The following is a 14,070-nucleotide window of genomic DNA, read 5'->3' as shown; positions in this document are numbered from 1 at the left end:
TTGTTCTCACTGACGCTGGCCGTTGTCACAGGCGTTGCAATCCTCCTTCCTGGCTTCTTCGCAATCCTGCTCTGGAATACCCGCGCCCGCCGGTACGCCGTTGCGCGCCCGGATCTGCCGGTTAACGCATTGAGCGTGCTGGCGATCGGGGTCGCCGTTTCCCTGATCGCGCACCTGCTGACCGGGCTTGCTATCGGGCTGGTGCAAACGCTTCTGATCGACGTCAGCCGCTTCTTGCCCGCAGATTACCGGACGCCCGCGGTCAATCCGATCGGCACGTTGCTGATCGTCGCGCAGGGTGGGCCAAAGGCAGCCGCGTTGAGCGCTAGTGATCTGGTGTGGGGCATTTGCGCACCGATTTTCTCGACGCTGGCAGTCGTCATGCTGATGGCCGACGATGCACTCGATGTCGCTACGGAAGGGTGGGACTTTGGCGGGCACGGCTGGGCCTACACGCATATCATCAAGCCTACGCAGCACGGTCATCGCCCGATCGCCTATGTGCTGACCGATCTCCAGCATGACGGACTTGGGGTCGGCTATCGCGGCGTGGTCGCCGACATCCGCCAGAGCAGCGATGGCCAAACGCAGAGCATCAGCCTGGCCTCCCCTGCTCGCTTTCTTTTCGAACTCAAGCCCGGCACGTCGCGACGTTGGACGCCGTCCAGCGAGCCTGCGCTGGTTCGCTACGCGGAACGTCCGGTCGGAGACGTGATCAGCCTCGACCAGAAGGTCATCCACGATATCGTGGTCTCGACGCCGGCCACCGATCTGTTGCGCGAGCTGCGCGACCTCGACACGCAGCGCCAGCATGGGTGATTTCTTGACCTTCATTGCTCCCAAGGCGCTGCTGTGGATCGGTTTCGTCGTCAGCATGGTGTTGACCGGCCTGTTGGTCGCGCTCGCGGCATGGGCAGTCGCAGGTCCGTGGTGGCCGACGACGCTGGTTCAGAACGGCTTTCGCCGTCATCGTTCCTGTTGGGCGCTGATTCAGGCATTCGCCATTGCCACGCTTCCCATCCTGCTGCTTGGCGAACACGGCGTCGGCGTGGGGGCCTTGATCTTCCTGGTTTTCGCGCCACGATACGTTAACTGGCGGGTTCGCTGGGGCGCCTGGCACGATGACAACGAGGCGACCCGCACCACCGCCCGCACGATCCGCAATCGCCTGCGGGACCGACAGGAAGAAGCTGCGATGCCACCAGGTGCCGGCCCATGGCCGGAATATGTAAACGACGTGGTTCGCGCGACTAGGGACCAGCTTTATACGCCACCAGAGACGGTAGTGCCACCTGATGCCCTCCCTAGCTGACATAGGAATCGCAGCTATGTCATCCGCGCAAATTCGTGATTCCGAGTAACTAGTTCAGCCCGAGCTTGGCAAAGAAGGCCTCGTTTCTCAGCCGGGCATCATGAAGCAGCTTGTTGTAAGGCAGAACCTCAACGACGGCATTGTGGATGGGCGAAAAGCCAAAGTACCCCTCGCCATCCGCACTTTTATTCTGAGCAATCGACATTGATACAACCTCGACCAGCTTTGGCGTAAAATCAGCGACGACGAAGCAGATAAATCTGGTGCTGGGAGGAATAGGTTTGCGGAACCTGCCGGTGCGATCCTTGAACGCTCCGCCGTTCCGCATGATGTTTACATATTCAAGCACCTGCGTGACCGGGTTGTCGCTATGACTGTAGTTGGGTCGGCCGGGTCGCTTGAATTCGACAATGATAATCGGTTCGTCAGTACCTTCACGGTCGAACGCCAGCGATCGATCGAAAACAACGGCGACGTCCGGTTCGCGGGTACTGTCGCTGTCGGTGAGAAACGTTGTGAAGGGCTTGTCGGACTTCAAATAGGAATAGAAGGCTAGTCGATCATCCAGAATCCATAGGTTATGGTCTTCATAGTCGAGCGCTTCGCCATCCGAGCGGATCGGTATGATGAGGTCATGGACGATCTCCTCACGCAAGTAGTCTCGCTTCTCCGGATCGACGTACGCCAGCGAACTGTCGAGGAGATCGAGCATCCACGCTTTCGCCATGGCGGATTGCCAGATCGCGCCAGAACGCCGTTTCAGCGAACATTTCCTCGCGCAGCGCCTCTTCGATAGCGGTCTGACCGCTGGCGACGGCCTCGTTCTCCAGTTCCTGCAAAAGTGCCATCACCATACGGCCGGTGCTCAACCGATCCTGCAACAGCGACGTGAACACGTGATCAAGCTCGGCCCACCTCGGGGCACCCTCTTCCTGTAAAGCGGCCTGCGACTGCCGCCAGCGGCTAGATACCGCGATAGCCTTGAACGCGATCTGCGCGATGAGCCGCTCGCGATTGCCGATGTGGTAATTGATTGCCGACGGGCTCATTCCTGTCTTTCGCGCCAGACTTCGTGCGCTGAGCGCTGCCAGACCGCTCTCTTCGGCAAGGTCATACGCGGCCTCACTCATCCGCTCTGCCTGGGGCGAGGCTTCATCGGACATATATCGCAAGCGACTCAAACCTGACACCCTTCTGTACAGCCGTTCGAATTAAGCTCCGCCCGAATTCGGCTGGCTTTCCCAATCTAGATAGAGCCTCACCACACCGTTGCCAAGTTTGCTCCCTGAGCAGGACGGCATCGCGCATATCGCTTCGCCGACGGCGCATCCGCACAGGATACCCACGAGCGTTTCTCCGGCTGTCATAGAAGATTCACACGATACACCTACCTGTACAGCCGTTCGATTCGGGCAGGGGGTCCTATGAAGTATTCACACATCCATCGATGGGCGGGGTCCCGGCGTATGCCGCAACGGCCTGTCGTCTCCGACTAGGCCCCTCATTGTCCTGAGCGACGCGAGATCCACCCCCGATCCGGGCGGTGGCCGATGTCGCTCGCCCTCTTCTGACATACATGTTCCAAGGACTGATTTCATGGCCAGCTCATCGCAGCACAAGTTCCGCCGCGTTCATCTGCTATCCTCCGCCTTCGCTTCCCTGACGATCGCGGCTCCCCCGGCTTACGCCGCCGACGATCCTGTCGAGGCAGGTGGCGACATCATCGTCACGGCCCAGAAACGCGACCAGCGGCTGATCGATGTTCCATCGGCAGTCAGCGTCCTGTCTCCAGAGGCACTGCGCGAAGCGGGCGTCAAGGACTTGGTGGACGCGTCCCGCCTGACGCCGGGCGTGGTCGTTTCACCGCAATTCGTCGGAGGTCGCACCATCCAGACATTCACCATCCGCGGGATCGGATATGACGATTTTCGCCCTAACGGGAATCCCTCCGCAGCGGTGAGCGTCGACGGGGTCTATCAAGGTTCGGCCGCCCTCGTCGGAGGGCAAATGTTCGATGTCAGTCGCATCGAGATACTCAAGGGACCGCAAGGCACGCTCTATGGCCAGACCACCACTGCCGGTGCGGTCAACATCATCTCCAATCAGCCCGGCAATACACTTCAGGGGAACGCTCGTGTCGAGTATGGTCGCTTCAATTCCTGGCGCGCGGAAGCCGTGTATGGAAACACTGGGAGGATGATATGAATTTTTGGGGTGTGTCGAGCGGCGCGTTTATACTTTTCTCATGTGCGCTGGCAGCGTCTGGTGCAGGGGCTCAGACTCCCGTGGCTGCGGGTGCCGGCGCAACCGAGCCCGGGTCGGCCGCGTCAGAGCCTCAGGCCCCGCCGTCGAGTGGCGGCAATGACGGCTCCGACATCGTCGTGACCGCGCTGAGGCGCAGCGTCAGCGTTCAGGATATTCCCGCTTCGATCACCGCCGTGAGTGGCGACACCCTTCTCAGCCGGGGCGTCACTGATACCATAGCCCTGGCCAATGTGATTCCTGGATTGGTGTTCGTCCCCAACTTCGGCAACACCATTGTGACTATCCGCGGCGTCGGCTCGACCCTTGTGGCTGGTTCGTCCGAACCGACGGTCGCGATCTATTCGGATGGCGCCTATTTGCCCCGGCCTTTCATGGGAACCCTGCGCGCGGTCGACCTCGATCGCGTCGAAGTCCTGCGCGGGCCGCAAGGGACTCTCTATGGCCGCAATGCTACGGGCGGTGCGGTCAACTTCATCTCCGCTAGCCCAACCAAGACGTGGACGGGGCGCATCGACGCTATTGTAGGAGGCCGCAATCAGGTCGGTATAAGCGGGTTTGTCTCAGGGCCACTCTCCGATGGCGTGCAGATCAGGCTCAGCGGCGGACGTGAGAAGCAGGATGGCCCGGTCGAAAACATCCTCAGGCCCCTTAACGTGGTGGAGCGTATTGGCGGCGGAACGGACGCCAAATATGGCCGTGTCGCGCTGCGCCTGACACCTACGTCTAGCCTGACGGTGGACCTGTCGCTCCGCTATGATGAGGACAATGCGGCCAAGATCGACCAGAGCCCGGTTGGGCCGATCAGCCTCGGGGTCGAAGGGGTGGATTGGACGAATGAGCCTTGGAAGACGATCTCGAATCGCCCGCACAGTGCGGTAAACAAGCTGCTCATCGGCCAGGCAGGCGTGACGTGGGAGGCGTCCGATGCGATCACCGTCAAGTCTCTGACGAACTATATCCTTGGGAAGACGCGGACCGCCAACGACGACGATGGCACCGCATTTCCCTACTTATATACGGCGATTTGGCCGCGTCGATCCGAATCGATAAGCCAGGAGTTCAACCTGTTCGGAAATTTCGATAAATTTAATTTCATCCTCGGGGCCTTCTATTACCACGAGGAATATAAGAGTGTTCTAGATTACATCATCGAGAATCCGGATCCGGCGGCGGTCCTGACGCAAAATCTTGGCCAGCAAGCCAAAGTGGACAATTTTGCGGCATACTTCGACGCGACCTATTCGTTCACGGACGCCTTGAGGCTGAATGTGGGTATGCGCCTCAATTACGACAAGAATGAGTATGAGTCGATTTCGGGCCTTGAACCCCTCATCCCTACGGTAGCAGTCGCGGGCGGCACCATCAAAAAAACCAAGTTGCTCCCAAAGGTTGCCCTTCAATATGATTTCACGCCAGAAATCCAGAGCTACATCCAGTGGAGCCGCGGCTACAAGGGCGGCGGCGGCAACCTGCCGGCAAGCGATGGCTCCGCGCCGGCTTTTGGAACGGAGACGCTCGATTCCTACGAGCTTGGCGTGAAGTCCCGCCTGCTCAACGGCAAACTGACTGCTAACTTCGCGGCCTTCTACTATGACTATTCGGGCCTGCAGGTCGAAAAGTTGGTTCCCCCGAACAACGCCCTCACGGACAATGCGCAAGCGAAGGCGTATGGCGCCGAACTTGAGATCCGATACAGCCCAGTCCCCGACCTCACCTTCACCCTTGCGCCCACATACGTGCACACGGAGTTCACGGAGTTCACCTCGACGGAGCCGCTGACGCTCGTCCCCTACGATCTCGCTGGAAAGACGTTGAATTTCGCGCCGAAGTGGACCGTTAACGCGAGTGCATCCAAGCGTTTCGATCTTGGCGGAGAACTGTTGAACGAGCTAGAACTCACCGCAAGTGCGCGGCACAATTCGACCGTCGTCTTCTCCTACTTCAACCTCGACGCCCTTGACCGACAACGGCCTTACACCGTGGTTGACCTAAACGCGACGATCTCCGATGTGGACAGGAAAACCACGCTGTCGCTGTTCGTCAACAATTTGGGCAACAAGGCATACAAGACTCTTACGGGTAATGTCGGGTTTGGATATGTCGGTCACTGGGGTGCCCCCAGGACGTGGGGCGCGCGCCTCAGCCGCTCCTTCTGATCCGAGCGAGCGCCATGCGGGCAGGGTCGTTCGGATGAGCGATCCTGCAAGCTCAAATCAGTTAGATGTTTGATCGCGGGGTTTGATGGTAAAACACCCACAGAGGTGGGTCGGGAAATTTGACCAGCGGGATGAGTGGGTCGCCGGCCTGACGACAGCCATGGTGGTGGCGGCACAGGAGGCCAGATGAGTAAGCGACCCCGCCGGAATCGCCGTCTGGCGTTCAAGGCGAGGGTTGCATCGTCGCCCGCAGGTACGCGCGCGACCTGGAAGATTACCTCGGACGCCCCTTTTCGCGGTGAAGCGGCGCGCGCAACCCGTATCTGTCCCAGTATATTCAGTTTAGCATCAAGGATCCTCATATGCATCGCTCGGGCATCGAACTCATCAACCTGTACTGGGAAGAAGTCTGGAACAACGGGAACCTGGAACTGATCCGCGAAATCTGTGCGAGTCCTATCGTCCGGCACGACGCTAATGAGGTTACGAGCCTCACGCACGATCAGCAGATCGCGCGCGTCGCGGCGCAGCGGACAAGGCTTCCCTTCTTCACCCATGAGGTGCTGGTCGCCGACGAGCATCATGTCTGCTCAGTCTGGAACATGACGATCCGGGAGGGGGGTGAGCGGGAGCTCTGCGGCATTGAGGTGTTCCGGGTGGAGGAAGGGCGCCTGTCGCACTGCTGGAATTCCGGCTACATTCCCGGCCTGTGGGGTCGCGACGGTGCGGAGCGGGAGGCGCGCGAGCCCGCCATCCTGCCGTCGCTGAGCAGTATCGATACCGACTGGATCCAGGATATCTTAACCTCTGTCGACAAGAGCACCCCGCGCGTTGGAGTGCTCCAGTCGGTGGATCGTATCGGCAACGGCACGCTGAGCGAGACTGCTCGCGTCGTCCTGCATTACAATGCCGACCCCGAAAACTATCCCACCACGCTTTTCTGCAAGTTCAACCGGTCAACCCCCGAGATCGACGCTGCGAACAAGCGGGTGGGCTTCTATGAGCGTGAGATCAACACCTACAGCTTCCTGCGCGACCATCCGGACATCTCGGCGCCGAAGGTATATTTCGCCGCGACCAATCCCGACACGGGCGCCACCAACATCGTCCTCGAAGATCTCTCGACGCGAACCACGCCAGGCGACCAGGTCAGGGGCGCTTCGGTCGAGGAAGCGGACGCGGTGGTACGGGCGCTGTCACACCTCCACGCCAAGTTCCTCGGAACGGAGCCGAGTGACTGGCTGTTCGATCGCCAGCCCCGTGCGGCAATGTTTCATGATTCGTACCGGATAGGCGCCGCAGCGCTCAAGGAATTCCTCGGCAGCGCCGTTGACGCCTGCGATTACGAGCTGATCGACAGGTTCGAGCAGCTTTATCTTGATTGGGTGAACCTGCCCGTCGGCACCAAGACGGTGCTGCACGGCGACCCGCGCGTCGACAACATCTTGTTCGAGGCGGGCCCGTCCGGGATCAAGGCGTGGCTCATCGATTGGGGGATGACCGGGGTCGGGAGCCCGCAGTTCGATTTGGCCTACTTCCTGACGGGCAGCGTGCCCGTCGACATGCGGCGCCAGCACGATCGACGCTGGATCGCGGAGCATGCAGCTGAACTCGCCAAGGCTTCCCCGGCCTACGATCTCGCATCGGCGGAAATGATGTTCCGCGCTCAGGCCGTGGCGCAGCTTGCTGCAACCGTGCCGGCCGCGCGTACCGTCGAGCGCTCGGCACGCGGTGTCGAGCTTCTGACCACCCTCGTTCAGCGCAACTGCGCCGCCGTTCGCGACTGGGATGCCTTCGGCGCCATACGCTCGCTTTCTACAATGTGACGGGGGTCGCGGCCCCTAGCTGGCTAACTACGCCGAAAAGGAAACATCATGGATCTGTTTCGTAAGGGCGCCTTCAAGGGCAAGACCGTTTTCGTCGCTGGCGGATCCACGGGCATCAACCTCGGCATCGCCGAACGCTTCGGCGAGATGGGCGCCAACGTCGCGGTCATCAGCCGCAATGAGGAGCGGATTGCTGTCGCGGCTGAGCGCGTGAAGGCGACGGGCGCCGACGCCATCGGCGTGGTTGCCGACGTTCGCGACTTCGACGCCGTTTCGCGTGCGTTCGCTGCAACTACCGAGAAGTGGGGCGAGATCAACGTGGTCATCTCTGGCGCCGCAGGCAATTTCCTTTCGCCCGCGACCGGGCTGTCGGCCAACGCCTTCCGTACGGTGGTCGAGATTGACCTGCTCGGCACGTTCAACGTGCTCCGAGCCTCGTTCGACCATCTTCGCAAGCCTGGTGCGTCTGTGATCTCGATCACGGCCGGCCAAGCCAAGCGCCCGGTCATGTTCCAGGCGCATGCGAGCGCGGCCAAGGCGGGCATCAACAATCTCACTGGGACGTTGGCGATGGAGTGGGGCCCGGCCGGCATCCGCGTCAACGCCATCTCGCCTGGCCCGATCGGAGACACCGAGGGGATGGCCCGGCTTGCTCCGTCGGACGAGGCCACCGCCAAGTTGAAGAGCCGTCTTGCCTTGCGGGACTACGGCACAAAGCGCGACATCGCGGATGCCGCGCTGTTCCTTTCGAGCGACAATGCCCGCTACATCACTGGGGTGGTGCTCGAGGTCGATGGTGGCCTCCTGCTCGGCGACGCCTCGGCGGACGCCCTTACCCTTCCGGACCGTCGATGATGACGCTTGAGATCGATCGGCGCGGCGCGGTCGATTGGGTGACGTTTAACCGCCCCGATCGGCTGAATGCTCTCAGTCCCGAGCTTGTCGAGGCGCTACACGAGTACTTCGACAGCCTGTCCCGCGATACCGACACCCGTGTGGTGCTGCTGCGGGGGGCAGGACGCGCCTTCTGCGCGGGTCTCGACCTCGGAGCGACGGGCGGCGGCGATCTCGACGCCACCGCGCACCTCGCAATCCAGCGGAGGGTCTCGGAAATCGTCCTGAAGATGCGGTATTGCCCCCAAGCGATCGTCAGTCTGGTCCATGGTCCCGCCTGCGGCGGCGGCTTCGCCATGGCGCTCGCATCGGACATCCGCATCGCCGGAGCCAGTGCGCGGATGAACGCGGCATTCGTCCGGATCGGCCTTTCGGCATGCGACATCGGCGTTTCATACTTCCTCCCCCGTCTCGTCGGGGCGAGTCTCGCCGCCGAACTGATGATGACGGGGGATTTCATCCATGCCGAACGAGCCTTGCAGCTGGGTCTAGTAAGCCGCGTGGTGGCTGACGAGGACTTGGAAGTCGCCGCGGAGCCGCTCCTTGACGCGATGCTGACGACGTCACCCCTCGGTCTCAGGCTGACGAAGGAATGCCTTCGGATGTCAATTGATGCGCCGAGCCTCGAGGCGGCAATCGCGATGGAGGACCGCAATCAGGTCATTGCAGGCAGCGCGCCTGAGTTTCAGGAGGGAGTCGCCGCGTTTTTCGAGAAGCGCCGTCCAGCTTATGCGGCCGAGCTCGTGAAGCGGACCAAGCGGTGAGCGCCGCAGCCGGGACAACATCTTCGGAAGGCGCGGCCGGAAGCAGCGTCGTCTCAGCGACCGGCTTCATTTCGACGATATCAGCGACGCCCGGGCGAACGCAACGGGCTACGAATTCCTCTGTGTCGCACGATGTGTTGTGGCAAGATTGAGGACGCACCAAGCAAAGGAGAGAAAGATGTTGCGGATGTTAAGCGAAGCGCATGGGAATGTTGTTCTTGCCGATGATTTGCCCGCCAAACCGGTCGGCGTCATGAAGCCGGGCATGGTCGAGATCGGGGCGGCGACGCACGATAGAGCATCGCGGCGTTCACCGACGATCCGCACCACAGAGGCTCTTTCGCGCCTGACTGCGGTGACAGCCACCAAGATTCGGAGGCTCGCGGTCGTTGCCCCGCTCGGCCTAGCCTGTCTGTGTAGCGGATGGCCGGCGTCTTCCCAGGTCGTCATTGGTCCCGGCGATCGCCCCGAAACCGGGCTTCAGGGCCAAACCACGATCGAAGACGTGGTGAGCGGCCGGTCCAAACTTCCTTATCATGCTGGCGTTCGCCTCGTCGGTCGCACGGACATCTGGAACCGCGGCGGCAATTTGCAGCTCTCATGGGTCGATCAATGTGCCTATGTATCCACCTTCAAGCAGACAGGCCCGATAACCGCCAACAGCCGATCTGCCTTGTTCCTCCGCGAGCCAGCGGGCGTCGCGGTTATCGACGTAAGGGACCCCCGGGCTCCAAAGCCCGTGCGCTTGCTGCGGGACCGGGGCTCGATCGATGCGGTAGAGACGATGCACGCGATTGCGGCACCAGGTCGCAAAGTTCTCGTCGCCGGCGCCTACTCGGGAGGAATTGCTGGCCGGGGCGAGGAGGACGCAGCTTGGCTCAGCATCTACGATGCCTCGAACTGCCTGAATCCCAAATTGCAGAGCGAGTTCAAGTGGCCCGCCAACATCCACAATGTGACAATCTCTCCCAACGGTCGTCGCGTCTACGGTACAGAAGTCGTGCCCGGACTCGGTTCGGGGAAGGGTGGCGTGCATGTGCTCGACATCAGCAACATGAAGCGCCCCCGCTATCTCGGCCGCTTCGGCGCCACGCGACCCAATGGATTGACGGCTGGGTTCACGCCACATGAAGTGTCGATCAGCCGTGATGAGCGGCGGATCTACGCGGCTGTCATCGCCTCCGAAACCGGGGACGTGCCTGTGGAGAACGGCAGCGTCTACATTCTCGATAACAGCGACATCGTCGATGGGCGCTCTCAACCGAAGATGAGGCTCGTCGGCGAAGCCAAGCAAGGCGGTTGGCATTCTGTCGTGCCCGCGTCGATCAACGGAGTTCCACACCTGGTGGGTGCGGCCGAAATAGGCGCCTGTCCTGGAACATGGCCGCGGATCATCAATATCGCGGACGAGAAGAATCCAAAGGTCGTCGGCGAGTTCAAGCTGCAAATGAATATCAAGGAGAACTGCGACGCGATACGATTTACTCCTCGGAAGGAGGATCCCTATGCGAGCTTCATCCCAATCCCAGACATCACCGAGCGCCTCGGCGCGGTTGCCTCGCATTACAACGATGTCGACGATGCAAGGAACACGAGGCTTGGTCTGTTCCCCTTCTTCGCTGGCGGAGTGAGGATCGTTGATTTGCGCGATCCTACAAAGCCGGTTGAAGTCGGCTACTATAAGCCGGGTGCGAATCCCGATACCCCGCTAAGTGGCAACGGGCTAAACTGGACGCAAAACGTGACAGGGTTTAACGACCAGGTAAGCGACGGGTGTTTGTCGCATGTACGCTATGTTCCCGAGTCCGGGCACATCTGGTTCGCCTGCGTCACGACCGGTTTCCACGTTGTCGAACTGAATCCGGACCTTCGCGCTCGCCTCGGCTTCCCGACCGTGAAGTGATAACCTGTGTCGGCCGCTGGCGGCTCGGCTTGAGGGCTGTCGGCGGGGGGTAGATGACGGAGCCCCTTTCGTCGCGGCGAGGCGCAAAACAGTGCGGGAGGCTTGTTCGCGCTCGCCGCGATCATGGCTGGGCGCGTTCTCCGCCTCCCGCCGCACATTGCTGGACCGAGCAACTTGAGCGACCGATCAGGCAATGAGCCAAGGGTCGCTCCAAGGGAGAAGAACATGCGTTACGAACACATCACGCTGGAATGCATCGAAGGCGTGGCGACGATCACGATTAATCGTCCCGAAGTGCTGAACGCGCTGTCCATGCAGACCCTCGACGAGATGATGGATGCGCTGGACAGCGTTGCGGCAATGGGCGCGCGCACGCTGCTGCTGCGTGGGGCGGGGCGCGCCTTCTGCTCGGGCGCCGATCTCAGCGGCGGCGTTCAAGAGGATCCTGAACGCATTGATCGGGGACGTGCGCTTGAAACCGGCTTCAACCCTTTGCTCGAGAGTATGGTGCGTTTGCCGATCCCAATCGTCTCGGCGGTGAGCGGTGCAGCCGCCGGCGGGGGGTGCGGGATCGCCCTTGCGGCGGACATCGTAATCGCCAGCAGGTCCGCGTACTTTCTCCTGCCATTCGCGGCGATCGGGCTCGTTCCCGATCTGGGGGTGACTTGGCTGCTCCCGCGGCTTGCCGGGCGCGCCCGCGCGAGCGCGATGATGCTTCTCGGCGAGAGGATTACGGCCGATGTCGCGGCGGACTGGGGCTTGATCTACAAGGTGGTCGATGACGACGATCTCACCACTGCGGCGACGGCCATGGCGGCACGGCTCGCCGCCGGACCCACGATCGCTCTCGGTCTGACCCGCCAGGCGCTCTCAGCCGCCTTGAACCAGAGCCTTCCTGAGGCGCTGGCGATGGAGCGAGCAAACCAGCGCGTTGCCGGGCGAACCGTGGACCATGCCGAAGGAATCGCGGCGTTCCTCGAGAAGCGGCAACCCTTGTTTCGCGGCCGATAACCCGAGGCTATCCTCGATTGACAAGAGGCATTGCCGGCTGGCCTAGAATGTGATCGTTGATGGTCGCAACGGCAAGCGGGATCAGGTTGAATAGCTGGTAGGCGAAGATCGCGCCGACAAAGAACACCAGAAGCGGGTGCGCCTCAATCAGATCATAGTTGGCCCGCACGAACACTGTCCCCGCTGCGAAAGCGAGGACATAGAGGATCATCGTCAAAGCCCCGTCGAATAGGCTGCGCATCGTCATGGGCCGATCCTAGCCCCTTTATTCGACAGGGGCGAGGGGCGCGCTGGCGCAATCGTCGCCACCGCACAGGAGCCGCAGCGCGGGCTTGCCCCATGCCTGCACGCCGCATGTAGGGCAGCGATATTTGATCCGGTTCGATCGGTTCCCCGTGGCGGGCTGAAGCACGTCCGCTAGATGGCCGTCAGCAGCGCCGGCGCCGGCGCCGGCGTCGATCGCCGGCGTCGGCATGATCGCCGGGAACCGATCGAGCCACGAAATGCGGAAATTCTGCGTCAACAGGGCATCCGTGGCGAGCATGAAGGGGCCGCCCGGAATGGCATAGTCGGCCATTTTCTGCCCTGTCCTAGCGCCTCCGGGCTGGCCCGTGCTGGACGGCATGAGGCCGATAGCTTCCATTTTGTCGGCCCATTCCCGGTTGTGATAGCCGGAGCGCGACGGGTTGCCGAAATGGAACTGCCATGCGTGGACCATTTCATGCACTACAGTTTGGAGGACTTCGAGCAGGGGGACCACGGCGAAATATGCCGGGTTGATGGCGATTTCATCGGTCTTGCTCTTGTCGTGATGATGCACGAACCGTTCCGATGAGAAATAGCCGTAGCTCCGCTTTTCCCTCTGCATCGTAATCAGACAGGAGGGCAGCTCGCCCGCGAACAGCTCCCGGTTGTAATGGTCGAACGCCAGTTGCAATTCAGCATAGGCTTGCGCGGTCGGGTTGGTCATGCGCCCAGCGCCTTCGCTTCGGCCGCGCAGCGATCCTTATGGGAATACCATTCACCCAGCGCGCTACCGCGACCACCCTTCCCGAACCACGTCCCGGAGCGCCAACCGCACTCGCAGCTTACCGAAACACCAAAGCTATAGCCTGCCAGCTTGTGCCCCTTGAGGGGCTTTTCCTTCGCCATAATCAGACCCCCCTTTCATTGCGGCGTCGTTCAACGTAGCCATTGCGTCTCCCCTCAACCTTGCCGGCGGTCTCGAATATCGTCGCGAGACATATGAGATCACCGCTGGGGAAGTCGCTTCCTGGCAAGTCGGTCCTTACGCCTCGCTGATCGATCCCGACACCGGCCAGCGTACCGGACTTCCCGTCGGGTCCAACGGCTTTCCCGGCTTCTCGCCAGTCCAGGCAGGCGTGTTCTCCCGCAACAATTGGGCCGCCTATGCGGCGATCGAAGGCGATGTATCCTCCCTGCTGACTTTCGGCCTCGCAGGCCGTTTTGAGGATTTTTCCGACTTTGGCTCGACCTTCAACTGGAAAGCCAATGCGCGGTTGAATTTCTCCGACGCGATAGCGTTGCGCGGGTCGGTCAACACCGGCTTCCGAGCGCCAACTCCGGGGCAGGCTAACGCCTCGCAGGTTCAGACCAATATCGACACGGTGACCGGCACGCCGCTGACCGCGGGGATTATCTCCCCCAACAATCCCGTCGCACGCTTTTTCGGTGCGGCACCACTTCGTCCGGAGAAATCGTTCAATATTGCCGCAGGGCTGGTCCTGACGCCGACATCCCGCCTCACGCTGACGCTCGATTACTTCAACATAAAGGTCAAAGATCGGATCGCGCTATCGGGGAATTTCAACCTCACCCAGGCCCAGCGCGACCAGCTGGCTGCCCTCGGCATCCCCGGCGGCGACTCTTTCGAGCAGATCAGCTTCTTCACCAATTTGCACAGCGACATCGCAGTTGA

At 61.3% G+C, this 14,070-nt stretch carries 14 protein-coding genes; 10 read left to right on the top strand and 4 right to left on the bottom strand.

From position 1 onward, the window contains the following. Together A7X12_RS16440 and A7X12_RS16435 are read left to right on the top strand one after the other, a co-directional pair. Entirely contained in the window at positions 1–819 is an 819-nt protein-coding gene (locus A7X12_RS16440) for a hypothetical protein (RefSeq protein ID WP_064312603.1), read from the top strand. Next, entirely contained in the window at positions 812–1,312 is a 501-nt protein-coding gene (locus tag A7X12_RS16435; protein WP_061780449.1) for a hypothetical protein, read from the top strand. Before A7X12_RS16440 ends, A7X12_RS16435 begins: the two co-directional genes overlap by 8 nt. Positions 1,313–1,361: 49 nt before the next feature. Here the strand turns inward: A7X12_RS16435 and A7X12_RS16430 are convergent, their stop codons facing one another. Both A7X12_RS16430 and A7X12_RS16425 read right to left on the bottom strand, forming a co-directional pair. Continuing rightward, a complete protein-coding gene (locus A7X12_RS16430; protein ID WP_157105627.1) occupies positions 1,362–2,024 on the bottom strand; it encodes a hypothetical protein in 663 nt (220 codons plus the stop codon). Next, positions 1,960–2,475: a TetR family transcriptional regulator gene (locus A7X12_RS16425; RefSeq protein ID WP_064312601.1), complete on the bottom strand. Its 516-nt coding sequence runs from the start codon at positions 2,473–2,475 to the stop codon at positions 1,960–1,962. The genes A7X12_RS16430 and A7X12_RS16425 overlap by 65 nt, the downstream gene beginning before the upstream one ends. Before the next feature lie 433 nt (positions 2,476–2,908). Between A7X12_RS16425 and A7X12_RS16420 the strand changes: the two genes are divergently transcribed. The 7 genes from A7X12_RS16420 (at position 2,909) to A7X12_RS16390 (ending at position 12,131) form a co-directional block, all read left to right on the top strand. Further along, positions 2,909–3,517 (top strand): TonB-dependent receptor plug domain-containing protein, encoded by a 609-nt coding sequence (locus A7X12_RS16420; protein WP_006949670.1) that lies wholly within the window; start codon positions 2,909–2,911, stop codon positions 3,515–3,517. After that, positions 3,514–5,733 (top strand): TonB-dependent receptor, encoded by a 2,220-nt coding sequence (locus A7X12_RS16415; protein WP_232318553.1) that lies wholly within the window; start codon positions 3,514–3,516, stop codon positions 5,731–5,733. The genes A7X12_RS16420 and A7X12_RS16415 overlap by 4 nt, the downstream gene beginning before the upstream one ends. 362 nt (positions 5,734–6,095) lie before the next feature. Further along, positions 6,096–7,559, top strand: a complete 1,464-nt coding sequence (locus A7X12_RS16410; protein WP_010408992.1) for a phosphotransferase — start codon at positions 6,096–6,098, stop codon at positions 7,557–7,559. Between the two features lie 48 nt (positions 7,560–7,607). Continuing rightward, entirely contained in the window at positions 7,608–8,414 is an 807-nt protein-coding gene (locus tag A7X12_RS16405; protein WP_006949676.1) for an SDR family oxidoreductase, read from the top strand. Then, positions 8,411–9,217, top strand: a complete 807-nt coding sequence (locus tag A7X12_RS16400; protein WP_006949678.1) for an enoyl-CoA hydratase/isomerase family protein — start codon at positions 8,411–8,413, stop codon at positions 9,215–9,217. Before A7X12_RS16405 ends, A7X12_RS16400 begins: the two co-directional genes overlap by 4 nt. Positions 9,218–9,395: 178 nt before the next feature. Next, a complete protein-coding gene (locus A7X12_RS16395; protein ID WP_064312599.1) occupies positions 9,396–11,120 on the top strand; it encodes an LVIVD repeat-containing protein in 1,725 nt (574 codons plus the stop codon). A 102-nt stretch (positions 11,121–11,222) separates the two neighbouring features. Continuing rightward, the gene (locus A7X12_RS16390; protein ID WP_332308556.1) at positions 11,223–12,131 is read left to right on the top strand and encodes an enoyl-CoA hydratase-related protein; all 909 of its coding nucleotides are present in this window, start codon (positions 11,223–11,225) and stop codon (positions 12,129–12,131) included. Between the two features lie 7 nt (positions 12,132–12,138). Here A7X12_RS16390 and A7X12_RS16385 read toward each other — a convergent pair whose 3' ends face one another. Beyond that, the gene (locus tag A7X12_RS16385) at positions 12,139–12,378 is read right to left on the bottom strand and encodes a hypothetical protein (protein ID WP_064312597.1); all 240 of its coding nucleotides are present in this window, start codon (positions 12,376–12,378) and stop codon (positions 12,139–12,141) included. A gap of 18 nt (positions 12,379–12,396) precedes the next feature. Then, positions 12,397–13,101: a SprT-like domain-containing protein gene (locus tag A7X12_RS16380; RefSeq protein ID WP_019053929.1), complete on the bottom strand. Its 705-nt coding sequence runs from the start codon at positions 13,099–13,101 to the stop codon at positions 12,397–12,399. 199 nt (positions 13,102–13,300) lie between these two features. Here A7X12_RS16380 and A7X12_RS16375 point away from each other — a divergent pair. Continuing rightward, positions 13,301–14,070, top strand: a 770-nt coding sequence (locus A7X12_RS16375; protein ID WP_157105629.1) for a TonB-dependent receptor domain-containing protein, incomplete at its 3' end; no start/stop codon positions are given.

The sequence above is a fragment of the Sphingomonas sp. TDK1 genome (assembly GCF_001650735.1).
Taxonomy (GTDB): domain Bacteria; phylum Pseudomonadota; class Alphaproteobacteria; order Sphingomonadales; family Sphingomonadaceae; genus Sphingomonas.
Note: the sequence above shows the minus strand (reverse complement) of the source record. Positions and strands in the feature narration are given on the sequence as shown.